General features: G+C 63.0%; 25 protein-coding genes. 13 read left to right on the plus strand and 12 right to left on the minus strand.

Annotation, left to right across the window (positions count from 1 at the left end):
* Window positions 1-27 precede the first annotated feature (27 nt).
* The gene (locus tag RPG13_RS00960) at window positions 28-1,044 is read right to left on the minus strand and encodes a hypothetical protein (RefSeq protein WP_337124227.1); all 1,017 of its coding nucleotides are present in this window, start codon (window positions 1,042-1,044) and stop codon (window positions 28-30) included.
* A 320-nt stretch (window positions 1,045-1,364) separates the two neighbouring features.
* Between RPG13_RS00960 and RPG13_RS00965 the strand changes: the two genes are divergently transcribed.
* Both RPG13_RS00965 and RPG13_RS00970 read left to right on the plus strand, forming a co-directional pair.
* Complete coding sequence (locus tag RPG13_RS00965; protein WP_337124228.1) at window positions 1,365-1,778, plus strand: hypothetical protein; 414 nt, start codon at window positions 1,365-1,367, stop codon at window positions 1,776-1,778.
* A gap of 133 nt (window positions 1,779-1,911) precedes the next feature.
* On the plus strand, window positions 1,912-2,421 hold the full coding sequence (locus RPG13_RS00970) for an NUDIX hydrolase (protein ID WP_337124229.1): 510 nt from the start codon (window positions 1,912-1,914) through the stop codon (window positions 2,419-2,421).
* Here RPG13_RS00970 and RPG13_RS00975 read toward each other — a convergent pair.
* The 5 genes from RPG13_RS00975 to RPG13_RS00995 all read right to left on the minus strand — a co-directional run bounded on the left by RPG13_RS00975 (window position 2,397) and on the right by RPG13_RS00995 (window position 7,633).
* Window positions 2,397-3,248, minus strand: coding sequence for a citryl-CoA lyase (locus RPG13_RS00975; protein ID WP_337124230.1), 852 nt, complete (start codon window positions 3,246-3,248; stop codon window positions 2,397-2,399). The two genes, RPG13_RS00970 and RPG13_RS00975, sit on opposite strands and share 25 nt — an antisense overlap.
* Before the next feature lie 13 nt (window positions 3,249-3,261).
* Complete coding sequence (locus RPG13_RS00980; protein WP_126104898.1) at window positions 3,262-4,446, minus strand: CaiB/BaiF CoA transferase family protein; 1,185 nt, start codon at window positions 4,444-4,446, stop codon at window positions 3,262-3,264.
* A gap of 15 nt (window positions 4,447-4,461) precedes the next feature.
* Window positions 4,462-5,985 carry a tripartite tricarboxylate transporter permease gene (locus RPG13_RS00985; protein WP_126104897.1) on the minus strand — a complete coding sequence of 508 codons (1,524 nt, stop codon included), beginning with the start codon at window positions 5,983-5,985 and terminating at the stop codon, window positions 4,462-4,464.
* A gap of 4 nt (window positions 5,986-5,989) precedes the next feature.
* Window positions 5,990-6,526, minus strand: a complete 537-nt coding sequence (locus RPG13_RS00990; RefSeq protein WP_126104896.1) for a tripartite tricarboxylate transporter TctB family protein — start codon at window positions 6,524-6,526, stop codon at window positions 5,990-5,992.
* A gap of 129 nt (window positions 6,527-6,655) precedes the next feature.
* The gene (locus tag RPG13_RS00995; RefSeq protein WP_095488421.1) at window positions 6,656-7,633 is read right to left on the minus strand and encodes a Bug family tripartite tricarboxylate transporter substrate binding protein; all 978 of its coding nucleotides are present in this window, start codon (window positions 7,631-7,633) and stop codon (window positions 6,656-6,658) included.
* Window positions 7,634-7,838: 205 nt separating this feature from the next.
* Between RPG13_RS00995 and RPG13_RS01000 the strand changes: the two genes are divergently transcribed.
* Complete coding sequence (locus RPG13_RS01000; protein WP_337124231.1) at window positions 7,839-8,612, plus strand: IclR family transcriptional regulator; 774 nt, start codon at window positions 7,839-7,841, stop codon at window positions 8,610-8,612.
* 30 nt (window positions 8,613-8,642) lie between these two features.
* Here RPG13_RS01000 and RPG13_RS01005 read toward each other — a convergent pair whose 3' ends face one another.
* Window positions 8,643-9,182: a GNAT family N-acetyltransferase gene (locus RPG13_RS01005; RefSeq protein ID WP_337124232.1), complete on the minus strand. Its 540-nt coding sequence runs from the start codon at window positions 9,180-9,182 to the stop codon at window positions 8,643-8,645.
* Window positions 9,183-9,413: 231 nt separating this feature from the next.
* Here RPG13_RS01005 and RPG13_RS01010 point away from each other — a divergent pair, with 231 nt between their 5' ends.
* Window positions 9,414-9,869, plus strand: coding sequence for a DUF2214 family protein (locus tag RPG13_RS01010; RefSeq protein ID WP_337124233.1), 456 nt, complete (start codon window positions 9,414-9,416; stop codon window positions 9,867-9,869).
* Here RPG13_RS01010 and nth read toward each other — a convergent pair.
* Window positions 9,863-10,666, minus strand: a complete 804-nt coding sequence (gene nth, locus RPG13_RS01015) for an endonuclease III (RefSeq protein WP_126104893.1) — start codon at window positions 10,664-10,666, stop codon at window positions 9,863-9,865. The genes RPG13_RS01010 and nth overlap by 7 nt on opposite strands.
* 22 nt (window positions 10,667-10,688) lie before the next feature.
* Between nth and RPG13_RS01020 the strand changes: the two genes are divergently transcribed.
* Window positions 10,689-11,183 carry a DUF2244 domain-containing protein gene (locus tag RPG13_RS01020; protein ID WP_337124234.1) on the plus strand — a complete coding sequence of 165 codons (495 nt, stop codon included), beginning with the start codon at window positions 10,689-10,691 and terminating at the stop codon, window positions 11,181-11,183.
* On the opposite strand, the gene RPG13_RS01025 is transcribed toward RPG13_RS01020, so the two are convergent.
* The gene (locus RPG13_RS01025; protein WP_245492996.1) at window positions 11,180-11,317 is read right to left on the minus strand and encodes a hypothetical protein; all 138 of its coding nucleotides are present in this window, start codon (window positions 11,315-11,317) and stop codon (window positions 11,180-11,182) included. The two genes, RPG13_RS01020 and RPG13_RS01025, sit on opposite strands and share 4 nt — an antisense overlap.
* Before the next feature lie 112 nt (window positions 11,318-11,429).
* Here RPG13_RS01025 and RPG13_RS01030 point away from each other — a divergent pair, with 112 nt between their 5' ends.
* The 6 genes from RPG13_RS01030 (at window position 11,430) to RPG13_RS01055 (ending at window position 16,355) form a co-directional block, all read left to right on the plus strand.
* The gene (locus tag RPG13_RS01030) at window positions 11,430-12,308 is read left to right on the plus strand and encodes a methylated-DNA--[protein]-cysteine S-methyltransferase (protein ID WP_095488413.1); all 879 of its coding nucleotides are present in this window, start codon (window positions 11,430-11,432) and stop codon (window positions 12,306-12,308) included.
* A 159-nt stretch (window positions 12,309-12,467) separates the two neighbouring features.
* Window positions 12,468-13,376, plus strand: coding sequence for a ribokinase (locus tag RPG13_RS01035; RefSeq protein ID WP_337124235.1), 909 nt, complete (start codon window positions 12,468-12,470; stop codon window positions 13,374-13,376).
* Window positions 13,377-13,385: 9 nt separating this feature from the next.
* Window positions 13,386-14,834 carry an amidase gene (locus RPG13_RS01040; protein ID WP_337124236.1) on the plus strand — a complete coding sequence of 483 codons (1,449 nt, stop codon included), beginning with the start codon at window positions 13,386-13,388 and terminating at the stop codon, window positions 14,832-14,834.
* 110 nt (window positions 14,835-14,944) lie between these two features.
* A complete protein-coding gene (locus RPG13_RS01045) occupies window positions 14,945-15,559 on the plus strand; it encodes a LysE family translocator (RefSeq protein WP_337124237.1) in 615 nt (204 codons plus the stop codon).
* A gap of 128 nt (window positions 15,560-15,687) precedes the next feature.
* Window positions 15,688-15,978 carry a hypothetical protein gene (locus RPG13_RS01050; protein WP_337124238.1) on the plus strand — a complete coding sequence of 97 codons (291 nt, stop codon included), beginning with the start codon at window positions 15,688-15,690 and terminating at the stop codon, window positions 15,976-15,978.
* Window positions 15,975-16,355 (plus strand): hypothetical protein, encoded by a 381-nt coding sequence (locus RPG13_RS01055; RefSeq protein ID WP_292503374.1) that lies wholly within the window; start codon window positions 15,975-15,977, stop codon window positions 16,353-16,355. Before RPG13_RS01050 ends, RPG13_RS01055 begins: the two co-directional genes overlap by 4 nt.
* A gap of 6 nt (window positions 16,356-16,361) precedes the next feature.
* Here RPG13_RS01055 and RPG13_RS01060 read toward each other — a convergent pair whose 3' ends face one another.
* The gene (locus RPG13_RS01060) at window positions 16,362-17,303 is read right to left on the minus strand and encodes a nucleoside hydrolase (RefSeq protein WP_337124239.1); all 942 of its coding nucleotides are present in this window, start codon (window positions 17,301-17,303) and stop codon (window positions 16,362-16,364) included.
* A gap of 143 nt (window positions 17,304-17,446) precedes the next feature.
* Here RPG13_RS01060 and RPG13_RS01065 point away from each other — a divergent pair, with 143 nt between their 5' ends.
* Together RPG13_RS01065 and RPG13_RS01070 are read left to right on the plus strand one after the other, a co-directional pair.
* The gene (locus RPG13_RS01065; protein ID WP_023797450.1) at window positions 17,447-17,872 is read left to right on the plus strand and encodes an Hsp20 family protein; all 426 of its coding nucleotides are present in this window, start codon (window positions 17,447-17,449) and stop codon (window positions 17,870-17,872) included.
* A gap of 63 nt (window positions 17,873-17,935) precedes the next feature.
* Window positions 17,936-18,193 carry a DUF1150 family protein gene (locus tag RPG13_RS01070; RefSeq protein ID WP_095488403.1) on the plus strand — a complete coding sequence of 86 codons (258 nt, stop codon included), beginning with the start codon at window positions 17,936-17,938 and terminating at the stop codon, window positions 18,191-18,193.
* A gap of 82 nt (window positions 18,194-18,275) precedes the next feature.
* Here RPG13_RS01070 and ptsN read toward each other — a convergent pair whose 3' ends face one another.
* Together ptsN and hpf are read right to left on the minus strand one after the other, a co-directional pair.
* A complete protein-coding gene (gene ptsN / locus RPG13_RS01075) occupies window positions 18,276-18,740 on the minus strand; it encodes a PTS IIA-like nitrogen regulatory protein PtsN (RefSeq protein ID WP_095488401.1) in 465 nt (154 codons plus the stop codon).
* A gap of 179 nt (window positions 18,741-18,919) precedes the next feature.
* Window positions 18,920-19,504 (minus strand): ribosome hibernation-promoting factor, HPF/YfiA family, encoded by a 585-nt coding sequence (gene hpf, locus RPG13_RS01080; RefSeq protein ID WP_095488399.1) that lies wholly within the window; start codon window positions 19,502-19,504, stop codon window positions 18,920-18,922.
* Window positions 19,505-19,606 lie beyond the last annotated feature (102 nt).

The following is a 19,606-nucleotide window of genomic DNA, read 5'->3' on the forward strand; positions in this document are numbered from 1 at the left end:
GCCCGGAGGCGAAGTCCCCATGGGTCGTTATCTCACCGGAATTTTCACCCGAAGCATTGCCGCCGCTGGTGGGTGAGCCGCCATTGCTGCCGGATCCGACAAAATCGAAGACGATTGATTTCCGTCGCCGCCGCGGCCACCGGCGGAGCGGACAATCATGCCATATGAAAATCGACCGCCTGTGATGATCTGCCCGGCGTTGCTGCCGTTCGCGGTGCCGGCACTGCCGCCATTGCCCCCTTCGCCGGCATTTGCATAGCCGGCGGAGACGGCGTTACCACCAGTGCCGCCATTGCCACCGCTGGCGTCTACGATGATGCCGAACGAGTTTTCGCCGGTCGTTTCGATAATGCTCGAGGCTGTGGCGGTTGCACTGGCGTTGCCGCCGGCGCCGCCATGCCCAGCGTCACCTTCATCCGCGAAAACAAGACCGCCGCTGCCGCCGCCATCACCGCCCTGACCGCCGGTGGCTGTCGCAACCATGCCGTGATGAAAATTGCCCTCCGTGAACAGGCTGGCGGTATAGGTGGCGCTGGCGCTTCCGGCGTTGCCGCCATTGCCGCCTTCGCCACCATTGCCTACGAGCAACAGAAAGCCATATCCGCCATTGCCGCCATTGCCGCCGTCGGCCGTGACATCGTAGGCGCTAACGAGGGGCAGAGCCGGCGCAGGCACGCTCTGGTCGATGTTGTTGACATGCACCGCGTTGCCACCCGCGCCGCCATTGCCGCCATCGCCGTCATAACCGCTGCCGTTGCCTCCGTTGCCCCCATTTTGGTTGATGAGGACTTGAGCATGAACGATGTCCGGCGAAAGCGGAATGAGCCCGGCCAGCGCCGTCGCGCCAAGCAGCAGCGCCAGGCGATTTGGCAGAATGGCCCGGCCGGGCAAAATGCGCCGGTTCTCGCCGCGCGCGGCTTCCGGCGCGGGTCCGGCTTTCTTGCTCGATCTGATATCGACAGGGCGTTCCGTCGAAACGGCCTTATTGCCGATGACGGTCCGCCGCACGGAATCCGACACGGAGAGCCTTGAGAACAAAGCCATGCACTACCCCCTAGAGTGCGACGTTCCCAATCCCTACTTGGATCCGCCGCTGCCGCCACATCTACTCAGGCAGTAAAAAATGCTGGACATTCGTAATAGAACTCAACGCATTAAGGCCAGCGCTCCCAATTCGTTGTGAAGCGCTGGCTTGATTAGAATACATTAACTTCTGCCCAATGGAATTCGAATTGTTGAACTTGCGCTTGATGGAATCGAAGTGTTGCGTGAAGGACACTGGCCAAAACGTCTGACGTTTCATAGTCGTCATATGACGGCAATGCTTCAATCGGCCTGCCGAAATATTAGAGATTACGAATATAATGTCCTGGCGGCAGGCGCATCGATTCCACTACGATCGGGGCCTTGGCGATGGCATCGCCACGCAGACATCCTATATTAGGAGGGTGTCTCCTCCGCGCGGGAATGAACGGATGTCGCAGTCTCGTCTTTCAACGATTTTCACGTCGGCATTGCTGGCAACAGCGATCTTGCCGGGCGCAAGTCCGGCCGCCTTGGCACAGGTCCTCAACCCCGCCGACCGCAACGCGCTGGTCCGGCAAAACGAATTGCAGGTGCTCGAGAACAGGCTGCGGCGCCAGCAATATCAGCAGCAGCAACAGCAGTTCCGTGCCCAGGATCGCGAGGTCGCGCCGCAACGGCCAGATGTGCAGCAGATGCAGCCTACGTGCCAGTTGCGACGGTCGGGCAGCCGCTTTATCAGCACCTGCCGCTGATGAGCCGGTACTTTTCATTTATTTAGCCGACTTATAGCCTTGAACACCGCTCTACTTGAAGTAGCATCGAAGGCGGTTTTGATTTCGCAACGTGCCTTTGTGCTTGGGCACTGCCCTGATTGGATCGTCGGGAATGGCAGCCACCAAGAAGAAGGCCGTACGCAAGGCAAGGAAGGGGGAGCGGGTCCGTCAGGTCGCGGCTATTCCTTTTCGGCTGAGCGAGCATGGGGACGTCGAGGTGATGCTGGTCACCTCGATATCGACAAGGCGCTTTATCGTGCCTAAGGGATGGCCGATGAAGGGCAAGAGTGGGCGCAAGGCAGCCACCATCGAAGCGCAGGAGGAAGCCGGCGTCCTCGGCAAGACGCTGAAGCAGCCAGCCGGCACCTATTCCTACTGGAAGCGGCTGACGAACCGCTTCGTCCGCGTCGATGTCACCGTCTATCTGCTGGCGGTGACCGAGGAGCTGCCCAACTGGCAGGAAGCCAACAGACGGCAGCGGGCATGGCTGACGCCGGAAGACGCAGCAGTGCTTATCGACGAGCCCGACCTTTCAACGCTGCTGAAGAACTTGAAGGTTCCCCAACCTGCGCCCGCTGGCGAGCTTGAACCGGGGCCTCATTCGGAATCGTCGTCTCCCTGAGGGAAAGGCCGTACCGGCGTGCCGGCATAGGCCCACAACCATTCGCGCGGCAGCGGCCCCTTGTTGCGGTCGCTCTGCTGCGACTGCTCCCACGCATGCGCCAATATGCCGACCGAGCGCGACAGCACGAAAAGGCCGCGCGTCAGCGGCGGCGGAAAGCCGAGCTCGCCATAGATGACGGCGGTGGCGCCGTCGATGTTGAGCGGGATTTTCTTGCCCTTGCGCCGCTCAACCTCGGCCTCAACAGCCTCGGCGATGTCGGCGAAACGGCCGCCGACGATGCCGCGCGCGGCAAAATCGCGGGTCAGCTCGATGAGGCGCGGCGCCCGCGGATCGACCGGATGGAAGCGATGGCCGAGCCCCGGCACATAGGATTTTTCCTCGGCAAAGAAGCGATCGAGCCGCGCCGTGACAGCGTCGGCAAGCGTCATGCCTCCGTCCAGTGCCGCGGCGATGTCGCCGTAGAAGGCAAGCGCCTGCTCGCCAGCGCCGCCATGCACGTCGCCAAGGACGTTGATGGCTGAGGCCATGGCGCTATTGATGCCGACGCCGCAGGTAGCCGCCATCCGGGCAATGGCGATTGACGGCGCCTGCGGGCCGTGGTCGACGGCGGCACCGAGCGCGATGCCGAGCAACGCCGCCTGCTCCTCACTAGGCAGTTCGCCGCGCAGCATCAGCCAGATCATCGCCGGAAAGCTGACGCGGCCGATCAGATCCTGGATCTCGTAGCCGCGCAGCCGAATCACGCCGGGGCGCATTTCGATGATATCGGTCTGCCACCATTCCTCGCCGCGCTCGCGGCCGGTTTTTTTCCCAACGTTGCTCATGGTCTCGCGTCGCTCATGCCCGCGCTCTCGTTTTTGCCCGGGGCGGCAAGCCGGCAAACACCTCGTCCGTATGCTCGCCCAGCGTTGGCGGCGGCTTGGTCGGCAAGGGTGCTGTGCCATCGACCATGAACCCGCCGCGCACGACGGTCAGCGGCCGGTCGATGTTCGGCATGCCATCGAAACGGGTGGTCATGTCGCGCCCGATCACTTGCTGCTCCGCGAGCACCTGCGGGATCGTCAGCACCCTGCCCGCCGGCACGCCTTCGCGATTGAGCGTCTCCTCCCAGGCCGCGGCCGAGCCGCTCGCCAGGGCATCCTCGATCAGCGCCTTCAAGGCGATGCGGTTGCGCTTGCGCGTCTCGCGCTCGGCAAAGCGCGGGTCCGACGCCAGATCGGGCAGCCCGATCAGCCGGCAGAGCGCCACGAATTGCTCCTGCTTGTTGGCAGCGATGTTGAGCAAGCCATCGCCGGTGCGAAACGTTCCAGAAGGTGCCGCCGTCATGTTCTCATTGCCCATCGGCTGCGGCTCAACATCAGCCGTCAGATAGTTGGAGACCGGCCAGCCCAGTGCGGAAAGCGTGCATTCGAGCATCGACACGTCGAGAAAAGCGCCTTCGCCTGTCGTCTTCTGCTTCACAAGTGCAGCAGTGATGGCAAAGGCACCAACCAGCCCGCCCAACGTGTCGGCAACGGGATAGCCGACACGCAGCGGCGCGGTCTCCGGCGTGCCGGTGATACTCATGATGCCGGACAGTCCCTGTATGATCTGGTCGTAGGCCGGATTGTCGCGCATCGGCCCGGTCTGTCCAAAACCCGAAATCGCGCAATATACCAGGCTGGGGCGGACCTCTTTCAGCTTCTTGTAGCCAAGCCCCAGCCGGTCCATCACGCCGGGGCGGAAATTCTCGACCAGAGCGTCGGCGGAGGCGACCAGATCGAGGAAGCGTTCGCGATCGGCCTCTTTTTTGAGATCAAGCACCACCGATCGTTTGCCCGCGTTCTGCGCCAGGAACGAAGCGCCCATTCCGGCACTGTTGAGCTCCGGCGAGCCGCCGAGCTGGCGCGCCAGATCGCCGCCTTGCGGCGCCTCGACCTTGATCACGTCCGCCCCGAGCAGCGCGAGCTGATAGGCGCAGTAAGGACCTGCCAGAACATTGGTCAGGTCGAGGACGCGGACACCGGACAGCAGATCGGTCATGATGTCACAAACAGGTCAGGCATCGCCCGGCACATGCTCCGGCCCACGCGTGCGCCTGCGCTCGACGTAGGCCCAGATATGCGGCCCAATCAGCCCGATGAACGCCAGGGTCAGCAGTGTCAGCGACAGCGGATGCTTGTAGAACACCGACCAGTCGCCATTCGAGATGGTCATCGCCCGGCGGAACTGCGCTTCGGCGAGCGGCCAGAGGATCATGCCGATGATGACCGGCGCCGTCGGGAAATCGAAGCGCCGCATCAGGAATCCGGCCCCGCCGAGCAGATAGAGGATGACGAGGTCGGTCGGCGACTGAGAAATGCCGTAGGTGCCGACCGTGGCGAACACCAGGATGCCGGCATAGAGCTGCGGCGCCGGGATTTTCAGCAGCCGCACCCACAGACCGATCAGCGGCAGGTTGAGGATGACGAGGATGACATTGGCGATGAACAGGCTGGCGATCAGCCCCCAGACCAGATTGGCCTGCGTCATGAACAGCATCGGCCCGGGATTGATGCCATAGCTCTGGAAGGCCGACAGCATGATCGCGGCCGTCGCCGAGGTCGGCAGGCCGAGCGTCAGCATCGGCACCAGCACGCCGGCAGCCGATGCGTTGTTGGCGGCTTCCGGTCCGGCAACGCCTTCGATGGCGCCGACCGTGCCGAACTCCTCCTTGTGTTTGGAGAGCTTCTTCTCGATCGCATAGGACAGGAACGTCGGGATCTCGGCGCCGCCGGCCGGCAAGGCGCCGATCGGGAAACCGAGCAGGGTGCCGCGCAGCCAAGCCTTCCACGAGCGTGCCCATTCGGCGGCGGTCATGTAGAGCGATCCCCTCAGCGGCACGATCTCGTCCTTGCCGGCATAGCGGCGCGAGGCCATGTAGAGCGTCTCGCCGACCGCAAAGAGGCCGACGGCGACGACGATCACGTCGACGCCGTCGAGCAACTGGCTCATGCCGAAGGTGAAGCGCGGCTGGCCGGTCTGCAGGTCGACGCCGACTAGGCCGATGACGAAGCCGACGAACAGGCTCGTGAGGCCACGCACCGACGACGAGCCGAGCACCGCCGAAACCGTGATGAACGCCAACACCATCAGCGAAAAATATTCGGCCGGGCCGAAAGACAGCGCGAATTTGACCACGACCGGGGCCAGGAAGGCGACGCCCAGCGTGCCGAGCGTGCCGGCGACGAAGGAGCCGATCGCCGAGGTGGCAAGCGCAGCGCCGCCGCGGCCGGAACGGGCCATCCTGTTGCCTTCCAGCGCGGTGACGATGGTAGCACTTTCGCCCGGCGTGTTGAGCAGGATCGATGTCGTCGAACCGCCATACATGGCGCCGTAATAGATGCCGGCAAACAGGATGAAGGACGCTTCCGGCGCCACCTGATAGGTGATCGGCAAAAGCAGGGCGATGGTCAGCGCCGGTCCGAGGCCGGGCAGCACGCCGATCGCGGTCCCCAGCGTCGTGCCGAGCAGGCACCACATGAGATTGACCGGCGTAAAAGCGACCGAAAATCCATGCGCGAGATGGCCAAGCGTTTCCATGGCGTCACGCCCTCAACAAACGGATAGCCGAATCGAGAACCGTGTTCAGCTGGTTCTCGATGAAGCCGGCGCCGATATTGACGCCGAGAGCCCTGGCGAAGCCGAAATAGGCGGCAAGCGCCAGGATAAGGCCGAGCATCACATCACGCAGCGGATGTCTGCTGCCGAACCCATGGCAGATGAGAACGAACATGATCACCGAGGCCGCGGTAAAGCCAAGCGGCTGGATCAGCACAAGGTTCGCGACCAGCCCGACGGCGACGATGCCCATCGCCTTCCAGTCGGTCGGCGTTTCCTTTTCTTCGTCCGGTTGCCAGCCGCCCCGCAGGGCGGCGACAATCAGCAAGAGGGAGAGGATCGTCATGCCAACCATGGTGATGTAGGGAAAGACGGTCGGGCCGACCTTGGAGTAGAGCGGCGACACAGGAATCGATAGCGTCTGCCAGGCTACCGCGCCGGCGCAAGCGAGAAGCCCGATGCCGATCAGCAATTCGGGCGCGGCAAGGCGCGGCCGCGCCGCCTGCTGGTCGCTGGTGCTCATGATCGTCCTCCCTGGATAGCCGGTCTCCCACAGCCGACCTCACCGCAGTTTCACCCGCGCTGGATCGTATGTCCATGCGGCTGGCGAACATCGGAAAGGGGCAGCGCAGGCCACCCCTTTCCGAGGGCATCAGGCAAGGCCGAGATCCTTGAGGATGGCCGCGATCCTGGTCGTGTCTTCGGCGAGAAATTTCGCATAGTCGTCGCCAGTGAGCAGAATTTGCGTCCAGTTGCGGTTTTTGCATTCGGTGGCCCAGGCATCGCTTTTGGCCATGGTCTCGACCAGCGTGATCATCGCCGCCTTATCGGCGTCGGAAACGCCCGGCGGTGCGAAGACGCCGCGCCAGTTGAACAGTTCGACATCGATGCCGGCTTCCTTCAGCGTCGGTGCGTCGATGCCTTCCTGTGGCTTGTCCGCGGAAATGGCGAGCAGCCGAAGCGCGCCTGCCTTGACCTGTTCGGAGAACTCACCATAGCCGGAGATACCGGCCGCGACCTGGTTGCCGAGAAGCGCCGACAGCGCCTCGCCGCCGCCGGCGAACGGCACATAGGAGAGGTTGGCTGCCGGAACACCGGCCGTCTTCGCGATAAGGCCGAACAATATGTGGTCCGAGCCGCCGGCCGAACCGCCAGCCACCGGGACCTTGGTCGGATCGGCTTTGAGGGCGGCGACGAAATCCGCTGCTGTCTTGAACGGCGAGGCCGCCGGCACCACAAGCGCCTCGAACTCGCCGGTGAGGCGGGCGATCGGCGTGACTTCGGTGAGATTATTGGCCGATTTGTTGGCGATGATGGCGCCAACCATGACCATGCCGGCAACCATCAGCGAATTGCCCTTGCCGTTCCACTGGCTGATGAACTGCGGAAGGCCGACCGTGCCGCCGGCGCCGCCGACATTGGTGATCTGCGAGCCGGAGATCAGCTTCTCACTGCGCAGCACCTGGTCCATCGTGCGCGCCGTCTGGTCCCAGCCGCCGCCGGGGGCTGCCGGCACGAAGATCTGGATCTGCGGTGCATCCTGCGCGAAAGCGGGCGAGAGATGCAACGCCGCGAAACCGGCGGCGCCGGCAGCTGCGGTGCTCATTAAAAATCTGCGTCTGTTCAGCATGGGGATTCCTCCAATCACGACACCTCCTCCGGTGCCTGCCAGCAAAGTAGCCTGAATTCAGACCCGCTCGACAAAAATTCATGCAGTCTTTGACTAGTTCTGTCAACAGGAACGGCGTTCTACTGGACAGAACTGATTACGTGCGGCACAATTGCTCCGATCGGCCCCTTCTGTCCAACGGGAACGGAACGACGTGGTCAAGCAGATGACCGTAACACAATCCAAGCCTGCCTCGACCGCCGGCGTTGCCGCGCTCGATCGTGCGATCGCTATCCTCGATGCTTTCGCCACTGCCGACCGGTCGCTCAGCCTAGCCGAAATCGCGGCGCGGACCGGCCTCTATAAGAGCACCATCCTGAGGTTGGCGAAATCGTTGCTGCGCGGGCAGTTGTTGGAGCGTCTCGACGACGGCCGCTACCGCGTCGGCCCTGCCACCTTCCGGCTGGGCGCGCTATACCAGCGTTCGGTCGTGGCGATCGACATCCTGCTGCCAATCATGCGCGATCTGGCTGAGCGAAGCTGGGAAAGCGTCGCTTTCTATGTCCGCTCGGGCGACGTGCGGACCTGTCTCTACCGCGTCGAGTCCAAGCATCCCATCCGCTACACCATACGGGAGGGCGACGTGCTGCCCTTGCTGGCCGGTTCGGGCGGCCGTGTCCTTGCCGCGTTTTCCGGTCAGCAGGACGAGCCTTACGAGACGATCCGCAAGACCTACCACTGTTTGTCGGTCGGCGATCGCGACCCCGAGACGGCGGGCGTCTCGGCACCGGTGTTCGGGCCAGGGCATACCTTGCTCGGTGCATTGACGCTTTCCGGCCCGAGCACGCGCGTCGACGCGGCCTTTCTCCAGCGCATGAAAAAACCTTTGCTCGAGGCGGCCGCGCGCGCCACCCGCGCTTTCGGCGAAGACGCCTCGATGCTCGAACAGGCGGCCCGCAAGGCCGAAGCGGAGGGCTCAGAAAGCCTCGATTCTGCCTGATCAGAACCACAGGATGATAGGCAGCAACCCTCAAGGCCGCCGTTCGAGCAGGATCGTCGCATTGTCGTGATAGGTGGTCCGAAAAACTTCCCTGTAGCCGCATTTTGCGGCGACGTTCAGCGAACCGGTGTTTTCCGGATCGATGATGCAGACGGTCCTTGCGCGCCGGAATGCTTCATCGCCCCAGGCGAGAACCCGTCCGACGACTTCGCTGGCGAACCCTTGGCCATGTGCGCTCGAAGCCAGCGCCCAGCCGGCCTCCGGAACGCCCTCGATCGACGGCACGATATCGCGCTTCAGATCGTGAAAGCCGGCCTCGCCGATGAAGCGGCCGGATGCTTTGTCCTCGATCGCCCAAAAGCCGTAGCCCAAGAGCGACCACAGGCCGGCATGACGCAGGAAGCGCATCCAGCTTTCTTCCCGTGTGCGCGGCTTGCCGCCGATGAAGCGGGTGACGGCCGGATCGGCCCACATGGCGACATAGGCGTCGAAATCGTCGAGCCGGTGCGGCCGCAGCACCGTGCGCGGGGTTTCGATGACGGGAGCGACGAGCGCCTGCAGATTACCCATGTGTCATGCCTTCGGTTGCGGTTGCCTGTGTGCTTAGTGCATGTCGCCCAAGACTGCTCGGCGGTTTTGGGGATAACGACATGCGACAGAGATCCAAATCGCCTGCACCAAACAAGAGCCAAAGCCTGTGCAGATCATCTTCCAGCCCAATGTGAATCCTGCCCAGCGGTGCTACTTTTCACCAGCAGCTGATTCAGCGTCCGCTGTGCCATCCGACGGAGGGAAAAGGGCATGGATACCACCGACCTTCTGCTTGCCATCTTTCATCATCTGCTGGTGTTTTCACTGGCAGGCATCATCGGCGCCGAATTTGTCCTGATCCGCGGCGATCTGCCCGCCGCGACGCTCCGGCGGCTTGTCGGCATCGATCGCCACTATGGCATCATCGCCATGCTGATCATCATCGTCGGCATCGCCCGCGTCATCTACGGCCTGAAGGGTTGGGAGTTTTACGTCTACAACTGGGTGTTCTGGGCAAAGATCGCGACCTTCGTCATCGTCGGCCTGTTGTCGATCGTCCCGACGGTCCGCTTCGGCTCCTGGAGCAGGCAGGCCTCGGCCAGCCCCGGCTTCCAGGTGCCTGCTGCGCAACTTGCATCCGTTCGAACTTATGTCCGCGCCGAAGCGTTCATCTTCCTGCTGATCCCGGTCTTCGCGGCGGCGATGGCGCGCGGCTACGGCTACTGAATTTCGCCTACCGGTTCGAGTGGGGCGATCTCGACCAGCGGCGCCGGCACATCGGTCGTCTTTTCCTCGGCCTTGCAGATGTCGGCGATGACACAGACCGGACAATCCGGCTTGCGCGCCTTGCAGACATAGCGGCCATGCAGGATCAGCCAGTGATGCGCGTGGCGCATGTATTCGTCCGGGATGATCCTCAACAGCCCCTGCTCGACCTGTTCCGGCGTCTTGCCGGGCGCCAGCCCGAGCCGGTTGCCAATGCGCAGGATATGCGTATCCACCGCCATCGTATGCTGGCCGAAGGCCATGTTGAGCACGACGTTGGCGGTCTTGCGGCCGACGCCCGGCAGCTTGACCAGTTGGTCGCGGTCGTCAGGCACCTCGCCGTGATGGTCGCGGATCAGCGCTTCCGACAGCGCAATGACGTTCTTGGCCTTGTTGCGCCAAAGCCCAATGGTGCGGATATAATCGCCGACCTTGGCCTCGCCGAGCGCCAGCATCTTTTGCGGCGTGTCGGCGACCTTGAACAGCGCCCGCGTCGCCTTGTTGACGCCGACATCGGTCGCCTGTGCCGAAAGCACCACTGCCACCAGCAGCGTGAAGGCGTTGATGTGTTCGAGCTCGCCCTTCGGCTCGGGCCGCTGAACGGAAAAGCGTCGGAAAATCTCGTGCACCTCGGCCGGGCTGTAAAGCGAATGGGACCGCACCGGCCGGGCACGCGGCTTGGCGTTCGAGCCGTCGCGTCGGCCGGGGGGCAGTTGATTTTCGAGCGTGGAGGAATTTTTGGACTTGGGGTTCGTCATCCCCTTCCTATAATATCCCGCCATGAGCGACACAAACGCCTCATTTCAGGCCGACGAGCCATTCTTCGAGGCGTTGCTGATACCGCATCGGTCGCTCGGCAAAACCGGCTTTGCCATCCTGATGGGCGCTCTGCTGTTCGGCTCGTTGGTCACCGGAGCGTTTTTCCTGTCGCGCGGCGCTTGGCCGGTGTTCGGCTTCCTCGGTCTCGACGTCATCGCCGTCTACATCGCCTTTCGCGCCAATTATCGTGCCGCCCGCGCCCGCGAGGAGGTGTCGGTCTCGCGCACCAGTCTCGATATCCGCAAGACGGCGCCGTCAGGTAAATCGGAAGCGCATCGCTTCAATCCGTTCTGGGCGCGTTTTTCGGTCGCCCGGCACGCCGAGATCGGCATCACCAGGATGGCGGTGGAAGCACAAGGCCAGAATGTGCCGATCGGCGGCTTCCTCAATCCCGACGACCGGGAGAGCTTTGCGTCAGCCTTTTCACGTGCTCTGGCGACTGCGAAGGCGCGCTAGATGCGGCGAACCGCCTCGTCCGCGAAATGATCTTTCAGCAGTGATTGAGGCAACCGGCTCTCCAACGCCTTGCCATACACGGTAATCAGCAGCGTCTCCTTCTCCTTGGTGAGATGCACCTTTTCGCCAGCCATCATCGGCTCCTTTCCCGAAGCCAACTCTATCTGGGGATGTGCGGAAAGAAGGCAAGTTTCGGGTGGTGATCGGCGCCGCGAAGGACGATATTCGCGTCAAGGAGACAGTCCTATGAACGCACAGACCGCTATTCTGAAGAAAGACATCACGCCCGAAGGCGGTGACTACGAAGTTGTTCGGCGCGCGATCGAGAAGATCAGCCTTGACTACCGTGACCAGCCGTCGCTCGAAATACTGGCCGAGGAGGTTGGCGAGACGCCGACCGGACTGCAGAAGCTGTTCACCCGCTGGGCCGGCCTGTCGCCCAAGGCCTTCTTGCAGGCCGTCACGCTCGACCATGCGCGCAAACTGCTCGATTCCGGCATGCCGCTGCTTGAAGCTTCTTTCGAGGTCGGCATGTCAGGTCCCGGACGGTTGCACGACCTTTTCGTCACCCACGAGGCGATGTCGCCGGGCGACTACAAGACGCGCGGCGCCGGGCTGACGATCCGCTACGGCTATCATATCTCGCCATTCGGCATCGCCCTGATCATGGTCACCGACCGCGGGCTTGCCGGCCTCGCCTTCAACGATGCCGGCGGCGAGCGTGCGGCCTTCGCCGACATGTCCAGCCGCTGGCCGAACGCAAACTATGTCGAGGACATGGCTGCGACGGCGCCCTATGCCGCGCGCGTCTTCGATCCGGCGCTGTGGCGCGCCGACCAGCCGCTGCGCGTCGTCATGATCGGCACCGACTTCCAGGTTCGCGTCTGGGAAGCCCTGCTGCGCATCCCGATGGGCAAGGCCTGCACCTATTCCTCGATCGCCGCCCGCATCGGCGCACCGAGCGCCAGCCGGGCGGTGGGTGCCGCGGTCGGTGCCAATCCGATGTCGTTCGTGGTGCCGTGCCACCGGGCTCTCGGCAAGTCCGGCGCGCTCACCGGCTACCACTGGGGCCTGACCCGCAAACGCGCCATCCTTGGCTGGGAAGCGGGACAGGTCGCGCCTTGAAATAGTTCACGGCCTCGTGCGCTGATACCCAAACAGACCTTGCGACACCGGCGAGACGCTTTCGCCGGTGTTTTTCGTTAACCCGCGAAATGACTGCCCGCTCTGGAAAGCAGCTGTCTTCCGGGCTAGCTTCCCGCGCAGTCAGCAGGGAGGCACCACTTGATAATCGTTGTCGGCTCGATCAACCTCGACCTTATCGCCAATGTCGACCGCTTGCCCGCACCGGGTGAGACGGTTCGGGGCTCCGGCTTCACCACCGCACCTGGCGGCAAGGGCGCCAACCAGGCGCTGGCCGCCGCACGCGCCGGCGCCAAGGTGCGCATGGTCGGCGCCGTCGGCAAGGACAACTTCGCCACTGAAGCGCTGGCGCTGCTGCGGGACGGCAAGATCGACCTGTCTGGTGTCGGTGAAACATTCGCCTCGACCGGCACGGCATTGATCATGGTCGCCGACGACGGCGAGAACGCCATTGCCGTGGTGCCGGGCGCCAATGATTCGGTCGTGACGGGCGATCTTTCCAAGGCTTTCATGAAAAAGGGCGATGTCGTGCTCTTGCAGCAGGAGATCCCGCTGCACACCGTCGATGCCGCACTGGACGCGGCACGGGCGGCAGGCGCGATCACCGTGCTCAACACGGCACCCTTCCGTGCAGAGGCGACCGCCTTCCTCGGCAAGGCCGACTATGTCGTCGCCAACGAAACCGAATTCGATCTCTATGGCGAGGCGCTGTCGCTGAGCGGTCGCGATCGCCCGGCGCGGATGCGCGATTACGCCGGGAAGACCGGCCGCACAATCGTCGTCACGCTCGGCGGTGACGGCGTTCTGGCTGCCACGCCAGCCGATCTTCTGATGGTTCCGGCGCTGAAGATCACTCCGGTCGACACGGTCGGCGCCGGCGACACGTTTTGCGGCTATTTCGCCGCCGGCCTGTCGTCCGGCCTGCTGCTCGAACAGGCGCTCGCCCGTGCTGCAGCCGCTGGTTCGCTCGCTTGCCTGAAGCCCGGCGCCCAGCCGTCGATCCCGCAGGCGAAGGAAGTCGACGCGGCGCTACAAAAATCCGCCAGCTAGGTGAGAGCCATGCGTCCTGCCACAAAACACGCCGTGCCGCCTGCCGGCGATATCTGCCGCCTGTCCGCCGTGGACCTTGCCGGCGCGATCCGGCGCCGTCAGCTTTCCGTCCGCGAGGTGGTGACGGCATTCCTCGACCGGATCGACGCAGTGAATCCGCTGGTCAACGCCATCGTCTCGCTGCGCGACCGTGCCGACATCTTGCGCGAGGCCGATCAGGCAGACGCCCATCTGGCGCATGCAGGGCATTCCGGCCCCCTGTTCGGCCTGCCAATCGCCATCAAGGATCTCGCGCAGACCAAGGGCCTCAGGACCAGCTTCGGCTCGCCGATCTTCGCCGATTTCGTGCCGCAAGAGGATGATTTCTTCGTCGAACGCGTCCGCAAGGCCGGCGCCATCGTCATTGGCAAGACCAATGTTCCCGAATTCGGGCTTGGCTCCAACACTTACAACGCCGTGTTCGGCCCGACGCTCAACGCTTTCGACCCAGCCTTGACCGCCGGCGGTTCGAGCGGCGGCGCGGCGGTCGCGCTGGCGCTCGACATGGTGCCTGTCGCCGACGGCAGCGACTTTGGCGGCTCGCTGCGCAACCCGGCCGCCTACAACAATGTCTTTGGCTTTCGCCCGTCGCAAGGACTGGTCCCGGCGGGCCCGGACCTCGACGTCTTTCACGCACAGATGGGCGTCGAAGGGCCGATGGGCCGCAGCGTGCGCGACATGGCGCTGCTGCTAGACGAGCAGGCCGGCTACGACCCTCGCGCGCCGCTCTCACATCACAAGCACGGCTCGTTCCTCGAAGGGCTGCAAACGGCGGCGGCCGGCGGCCGCATCGCCTGGTTCGGCGATCTTGGCGGCCATCTGCCGGTTGAACCCGGCATCCTTGATCTTTGCGAGGCCGCTCTCGGCCGCTTCGCCAACATATCCTTTCAGACCGAAGCGCTGGTGCCGGATTTCGACTTCGAAGCGCTATGGCAGGCCTTTGTGACGCTGCGCCAGGCGAGCAGCGGTTGTGCGCTCAAGGCGCATTACGACGATCCCTTGAAACGCAGTCTTCTGAAGCCGGAGGCCGTGTGGGAGGTGGAACATGCGCTGCGCCTCACGGCGCCGCAGATCCACGCTGCCACGGTGAGGCGCTCGTCGTGGCACAAAACCCTGCTGTCGCTCTTCGACCGCTTCGACCTCATTGCGCTGCCGACCGCGCAGGTCTTCCCCTTCGAAGTCTCCACCCACTGGCCGACACAAGTGGCCGGGCGTGCCATGGACAGCTATCACCGCTGGATGCAGGTTTCAGCGCTCGCCACGCTGGGCGGCTGCCCTGCGGTCAACGTACCGGCGGGCTTCGATGCCAGAGGCAGGCCGATGGGCATGCAATTGATCGGGCGGCCGCGCGGCGACATGGCCGTGCTGAGAGCAGCGGCGGCCTACGAGGTGACGCTGCCGTGGCCGGCCGGAGCCTAAATCCAGGTCAAGGCTGCCAGCGACATATGCTGCCGGCTTGCACCGTCGTTGCTGTCATGCATTGATCACGGTCGGCCGCGTCGCAAAGCCGTATATTGTCGAGGAAAACCATGTCGCTGGAACTCTACGCTACCTATGTCGTTGCCTGCATCGTCATTGTCCTGGTGCCTGGACCGACGGTCACGCTGATCATCGCCAACAGCATCCGCCACGGCTCCCGCGCCGGCCTCGCCAACGTCGCCGGCACCCAGGCCGGGCTGGCCATCATGATCGCCATTGTCGGCATCGGATTGACTTCGCTGATCGCAGGCATGGGCCATTGGTTCGAGTGGGTCAGGCTGATCGGCGCCGCCTATCTGATCTGGATGGGCGTGCAGATGTTCCGCTCCAAGGGCAAGCTGAACGCCGACGGATCGGCGAAGACACCGCGCGGCGGCTTCTTCCTGCAGGGCCTGCTGGTGGCGATCAGCAATCCCAAGACGCTGGTATTCTTCGGCGCCTTCTTTCCGCAGTTCATCACCCCTGAAGGCAATTACGCGCTGCAGATCGGCGTCATGGGTCTCACTGCCATGATCTTCGCCGCCGTGTCGGATTCGACCTACGCGCTGGCCGCCGGTCGTGCCGGACGCCTGCTCTCGGCCGGCCGCGTCAAGCTGCTGTCGAGGATCAGCGGCAGCTTCCTGGTCGGCGGCGGCCTGTGGCTGGCGTTTTCCAAGGCGAAGTAACGGCGGCCGAGAGCCGGGACGCAAACAACAATCTCCTGGAACGGGAGGGCCGATTGAAAGTCGGCCTTCTGTGCACCACATGAATCGATAGTTGGGGATTCATGTCGGTGCCATGGACTTTTGCGGATGTGAAAAGGCACGCGATCGGCGTGATCTTGATCGTTGCTTTGTTTGCGGCGGTGTTGGCCCTCAATCCGCTCAAGTGGACGAATAAAGCCAGCCCGATCCGGTCGGTCGACACCGTCGACGCAATGGTCAGAAGTGTCCAGTGGAACCGCGTCGGCATCTATCTGGTCTCTATCGAGAACGGTCCGTCTGTTCTCATCAAGGACAAACGCCCGCATCTGATCGGCGCGCGAGCAACCATAGAGCGCGTCACGCGCGACAACGGTTCGATCTTCTACCGGTTTGCAAGTTGAACCATATGGCAAGAGCGCGGCTGGCCCTCACCTTGCTGATACTGCGGGAAAACCTCCGAGGCATCATCATCACTGCCCTTGTGGTGGGCATCTGCATTCTGGCAATCGGCGCACTAATTGCCAGGCGGAGCAGCCCCATCGTCGATGTCGCACGCCTGACAGGCGCTGTGGTCAACGTCCTCAATGCTTCTCCAAATCCCGAAGGCGCGATCGGCGGCAGACCCCGCTACCTGTACGGAATCCGCCTCGACGAAAATAACCTCCTGGTGTTTGTGCATGGCGACGCAAGCGCACCGCGAGCCATCGGCTCGCAAGTCTCGATCGAGCGACAGCACCGTCAAAACGGTACTGAGACCTATCGACTGCTCCGCGAGTGAGCGGCCCTAGAGCCGCCCCAGCCGTTCCAGCAGCAGCGCGAAAAACGCATCATGGTCGATGTCGCGCATCACCATGGCGTTCTTCGGCCGCTTGGTCACGCCCCACCAGTCGATCACGGTCATGCCCATGGTGAGATCCGAGGCGGTTTCCACGGTGACGTTGCAGTTGCGGCCGCTGAACAGCCCCGGCTTCAACAGATAGGCGATGACGCAGGGGTCGTGCAGCGGTCCGCCATCGGTGCCGTATTTCTCCTCGTCGAAGCGCTCGAAGAACTCCAGCATCTCCGCCGTGGCCGTGCCGACCCTGGTGCCGAGCTTGCGGAAGGCCTCGGTGCGCTTGGCCGTGGTCAACGCCTTGTGGGTGACGTCGAGCGGCATCATGACGATCGGAATGCCTGATTTGAACACGACATCGGCGGCATGCGGGTCGACATAGATGTTGAATTCGGCGGTCGGGGTGACATTGCCGCCTTCGAAGAAGCCGCCGCCCATCAGCACGATTTCCTTGATGCGCGGCGCGATCTTCGGCTCGCGGATCAGCGCCAGCGCGATGTTGGTGAGCGGTCCGAGCGCGCAGAGCGTGATCGTGCCGCTCTCTTCCTTCATCAGCGTCTCGACGATGAAATCGACCGCATACTGGTCCTGCAGCTTCATTGTCGGCTCGGGCAATTGCGGTCCGTTGAGGCCGGTCTCGCCATGCACCTCCTCGGCGGTGACCAGTTCGCGCGCCAGCGGCCGGATGGCGCCCGCATAGACCTTGATGTCAGGCCTGCCGGCCAGTTCGCAGATCTTGCGTGCATTCTTTTCGGTGAGCCTCAGCGGCACGTTGCCGGCAACGGCGGTCATACCGACGATCTCCAGCTCGGCGCTGCCGAGTGCCAGCAATATGGCGACGGCGTCATCCTGGCCGGGATCCGTGTCGATGATGATCTTGCGGGATTGGGGCATTTCAATTCCTTGTTTGGGGAGTCTTTTTGGGCGGGGCTTTCGACGGCTTGAACTTGACCGCGGGGCGGACCATATCAAGACCATCGGGAAAAATGCCATCCGGGTTTTTCCGCTTTATGTCGCTCTTGAGAGGACAGTGTAACATGAGCCGAATGACGCCTTTCTCCAGCCCGCTTCTTCTGGGTTTCGACGCCATGGAAAAGACCCTGGAACGTCTGGCGAAGTCAGGTGACAGCTACCCTCCCTATAACATCGAGCGCCTCAGCGGTGCCGACGGCAAGGCCGAAAGGCTGCGTATCACGCTCGCTGTCGCCGGTTTCGCTGAAAACGATCTCGATGTGACCACGGAGGAAAACCAGTTGGTCGTGCGCGGCCGTCAGAACGACGATACCGAGCGCGAATTTCTTCATCGCGGCATTGCCGCGCGCCAGTTCCAGCGCTGTTTCGTGCTGGCCGACGGCATGCGGGTGATCGCGGCGGAGCTGAAGAACGGCCTTTTGTCGATCGATCTCGATCGGCCCGAGTCCGAACGGCTGGTACGGAAAATAAACATATCGGTGAAAGACTGATCTTCACCGATGGCTCTCATGCGAGGCGGCCTTGAGCGGCGTCCTCGCGCCAAGGAGGCTTAAATGACCAGAACTGACGAAAATCTCATCATGACCAGCGGCGAATTCGCCCATCTCGGCGAAGGCACGGTCGCCTATCTCAGGAAAGTGTCGAGCGACGATCTGCGCGGCCGTTTCCCGGGCCTCGGCGAAATCGCGCCCGGCCTGGAACTGTGGGCCCTGTTTGCCGCCAATGGCCAGCCGATCCTGCTTTCGGACGCTCGCGACCGGGCGCTGGCCGGCGCCCTGGAAAACGACCTGACCCCCGTCGCCATCCACTAAATTAACAATACGGCATAGCGATCTGGTTGGAACGGACAGGGCCGCCCACGGCGGCCCTTCAACGGATCTGATCAAAAAAAGCTCAGGCCGCGTGCGAGGCTTGTGTGTCCGATAAAAGCGCATGGATCGCGGCGGCGTCGCGGGTGCCCCTGATCTTGGCCACCGTGTCAGCGTCGCGCAGCACCCGCGCGATACGCGACAGCGCCTTGAGGTGATCGGCGCCGGCGCCTTCGGGCGCCAAAAGCAGGAACACCAGATCGACCGGCTGGTCGTCCAGCGCCTCGAAATCGACCGGCGTCTCCAGCCGGGCGAAAACGCCGGCGATCCGCTTCACCCCGGCCAGCTTGCCATGCGGAATGGCGATGCCGTTGCCGACACCGGTCGAGCCCAGCCGTTCACGCTGCAGGATGGTGTCGAACACCTCCCGTTCCGGAATGCCGGAAATCGCCGCCGCCCTTTCGGACAGCATTTGCAGCAGTTGCTTCTTGGAGTTCGCCTTCAACGCCGGCAAAATCGCCGGAACGTTGATAAGATCGCTCAGATCCATACTTGAAATCCCTTGTTCGCCTGCCGTCGCCAGTCCTCACTCTCGCGTGCGGCTGGTTCCCTATCCCAGTGCGGCCTTGGCCGTCATCTCTGTGCGATCCTGGGTCGTCATCTCTGTGCGACCCTGGGTCGTCATCTCTGTGTGACCCTGGGTCGTCATCTCTGTGTGACCCTGGGTCGTCATCCCTGCGCGACTTTGGTCGTAGATGGGTCGATCCAGCCGATATTTCCGTCCGGCCGACGATAGACGATATTGAGATGCTCGTTTCCGGCATTGCGAAAGACGAGGACCGGGGTGTCCTTGGTGTCGAGCTCGATCACGGCTGACGCCACCGACATGGTCCGCAGCGTCATGGTTGATTCGGCAACGATGGCTGGCGCGAAATTCTCCGGTATTTCCTCATCGTCGTCGGCAAGCGGCGCCATCACCGTATAGGCGATGTCGGTGAGCTCGCCATTGGCATTGCCTAAATTATGTGACTTCAGCCGACGCTTGTAGCGCCGAAGGCGGGTTTCAAGGCGATCCGCCGAGGCCTCGAAAGCGAGCGTCGGGTCCTGGGCTTCACCGGTCGCCTGCAGCGAAGCGCCGGAATCCAGCCGGATCATGCAATCGGCCGTGTAGCGCGATCCCGATTTGACGACTACGATTTGACCTGAAAAGCCCCGATCGAAATATTTCCCGATCACTTCCCCGACACGGTCGTTGATGCGCGTACGGAACGCATCGCCGATATCCATGTGTTTTCCTGATATGCGCAGTGTCATCTGAAAACTGACCTTCCTTGCTCAGGCTTCAAACTGTCCCGAGTTTATACCCGTGATCTGTGCGCACAAGCTTTGCGGCGTCACTTGCGCCGATTTTAAATC

It is taken from the genome of Mesorhizobium sp. ISC15 (genome assembly GCF_037162615.1).
Lineage (GTDB): Bacteria > Pseudomonadota > Alphaproteobacteria > Rhizobiales > Rhizobiaceae > Mesorhizobium > Mesorhizobium mediterraneum.

Excerpts from the sequence above, each read along its gene's own strand:
- RPG13_RS00960 (WP_337124227.1), bottom strand. The coding sequence starts at position 1,044 with ATGGCTTTGTTCTCAAGGCTCTCCGTGTCGGATTCCGTGCGGCGGACC.
- RPG13_RS00965 (WP_337124228.1), top strand. The coding sequence starts at position 1,365 with ATGTCCTGGCGGCAGGCGCATCGATTCCACTACGATCGGGGCCTTGGC.
- RPG13_RS00970 (WP_337124229.1), top strand. The coding sequence starts at position 1,912 with ATGGCAGCCACCAAGAAGAAGGCCGTACGCAAGGCAAGGAAGGGGGAG.
- RPG13_RS00975 (WP_337124230.1), bottom strand. The coding sequence starts at position 3,248 with ATGAGCAACGTTGGGAAAAAAACCGGCCGCGAGCGCGGCGAGGAATGG.
- RPG13_RS00980 (WP_126104898.1), bottom strand. The coding sequence starts at position 4,446 with ATGACCGATCTGCTGTCCGGTGTCCGCGTCCTCGACCTGACCAATGTT.
- RPG13_RS00985 (WP_126104897.1), bottom strand. The coding sequence starts at position 5,985 with ATGGAAACGCTTGGCCATCTCGCGCATGGATTTTCGGTCGCTTTTACG.
- RPG13_RS00990 (WP_126104896.1), bottom strand. The coding sequence starts at position 6,526 with ATGAGCACCAGCGACCAGCAGGCGGCGCGGCCGCGCCTTGCCGCGCCC.
- RPG13_RS00995 (WP_095488421.1), bottom strand. The coding sequence starts at position 7,633 with ATGCTGAACAGACGCAGATTTTTAATGAGCACCGCAGCTGCCGGCGCC.
- RPG13_RS01000 (WP_337124231.1), top strand. The coding sequence starts at position 7,839 with ATGACCGTAACACAATCCAAGCCTGCCTCGACCGCCGGCGTTGCCGCG.
- RPG13_RS01005 (WP_337124232.1), bottom strand. The coding sequence starts at position 9,182 with ATGGGTAATCTGCAGGCGCTCGTCGCTCCCGTCATCGAAACCCCGCGC.
- RPG13_RS01010 (WP_337124233.1), top strand. The coding sequence starts at position 9,414 with ATGGATACCACCGACCTTCTGCTTGCCATCTTTCATCATCTGCTGGTG.
- nth (WP_126104893.1), bottom strand. The coding sequence starts at position 10,666 with ATGACGAACCCCAAGTCCAAAAATTCCTCCACGCTCGAAAATCAACTG.
- RPG13_RS01020 (WP_337124234.1), top strand. The coding sequence starts at position 10,689 with ATGAGCGACACAAACGCCTCATTTCAGGCCGACGAGCCATTCTTCGAG.
- RPG13_RS01025 (WP_245492996.1), bottom strand. The coding sequence starts at position 11,317 with ATGGCTGGCGAAAAGGTGCATCTCACCAAGGAGAAGGAGACGCTGCTG.
- RPG13_RS01030 (WP_095488413.1), top strand. The coding sequence starts at position 11,430 with ATGAACGCACAGACCGCTATTCTGAAGAAAGACATCACGCCCGAAGGC.
- RPG13_RS01040 (WP_337124236.1), top strand. The coding sequence starts at position 13,386 with ATGCGTCCTGCCACAAAACACGCCGTGCCGCCTGCCGGCGATATCTGC.
- RPG13_RS01045 (WP_337124237.1), top strand. The coding sequence starts at position 14,945 with ATGTCGCTGGAACTCTACGCTACCTATGTCGTTGCCTGCATCGTCATT.
- RPG13_RS01060 (WP_337124239.1), bottom strand. The coding sequence starts at position 17,303 with ATGCCCCAATCCCGCAAGATCATCATCGACACGGATCCCGGCCAGGAT.
- RPG13_RS01065 (WP_023797450.1), top strand. The coding sequence starts at position 17,447 with ATGAGCCGAATGACGCCTTTCTCCAGCCCGCTTCTTCTGGGTTTCGAC.
- RPG13_RS01070 (WP_095488403.1), top strand. The coding sequence starts at position 17,936 with ATGACCAGAACTGACGAAAATCTCATCATGACCAGCGGCGAATTCGCC.
- ptsN (WP_095488401.1), bottom strand. The coding sequence starts at position 18,740 with ATGGATCTGAGCGATCTTATCAACGTTCCGGCGATTTTGCCGGCGTTG.
- hpf (WP_095488399.1), bottom strand. The coding sequence starts at position 19,504 with ATGACACTGCGCATATCAGGAAAACACATGGATATCGGCGATGCGTTC.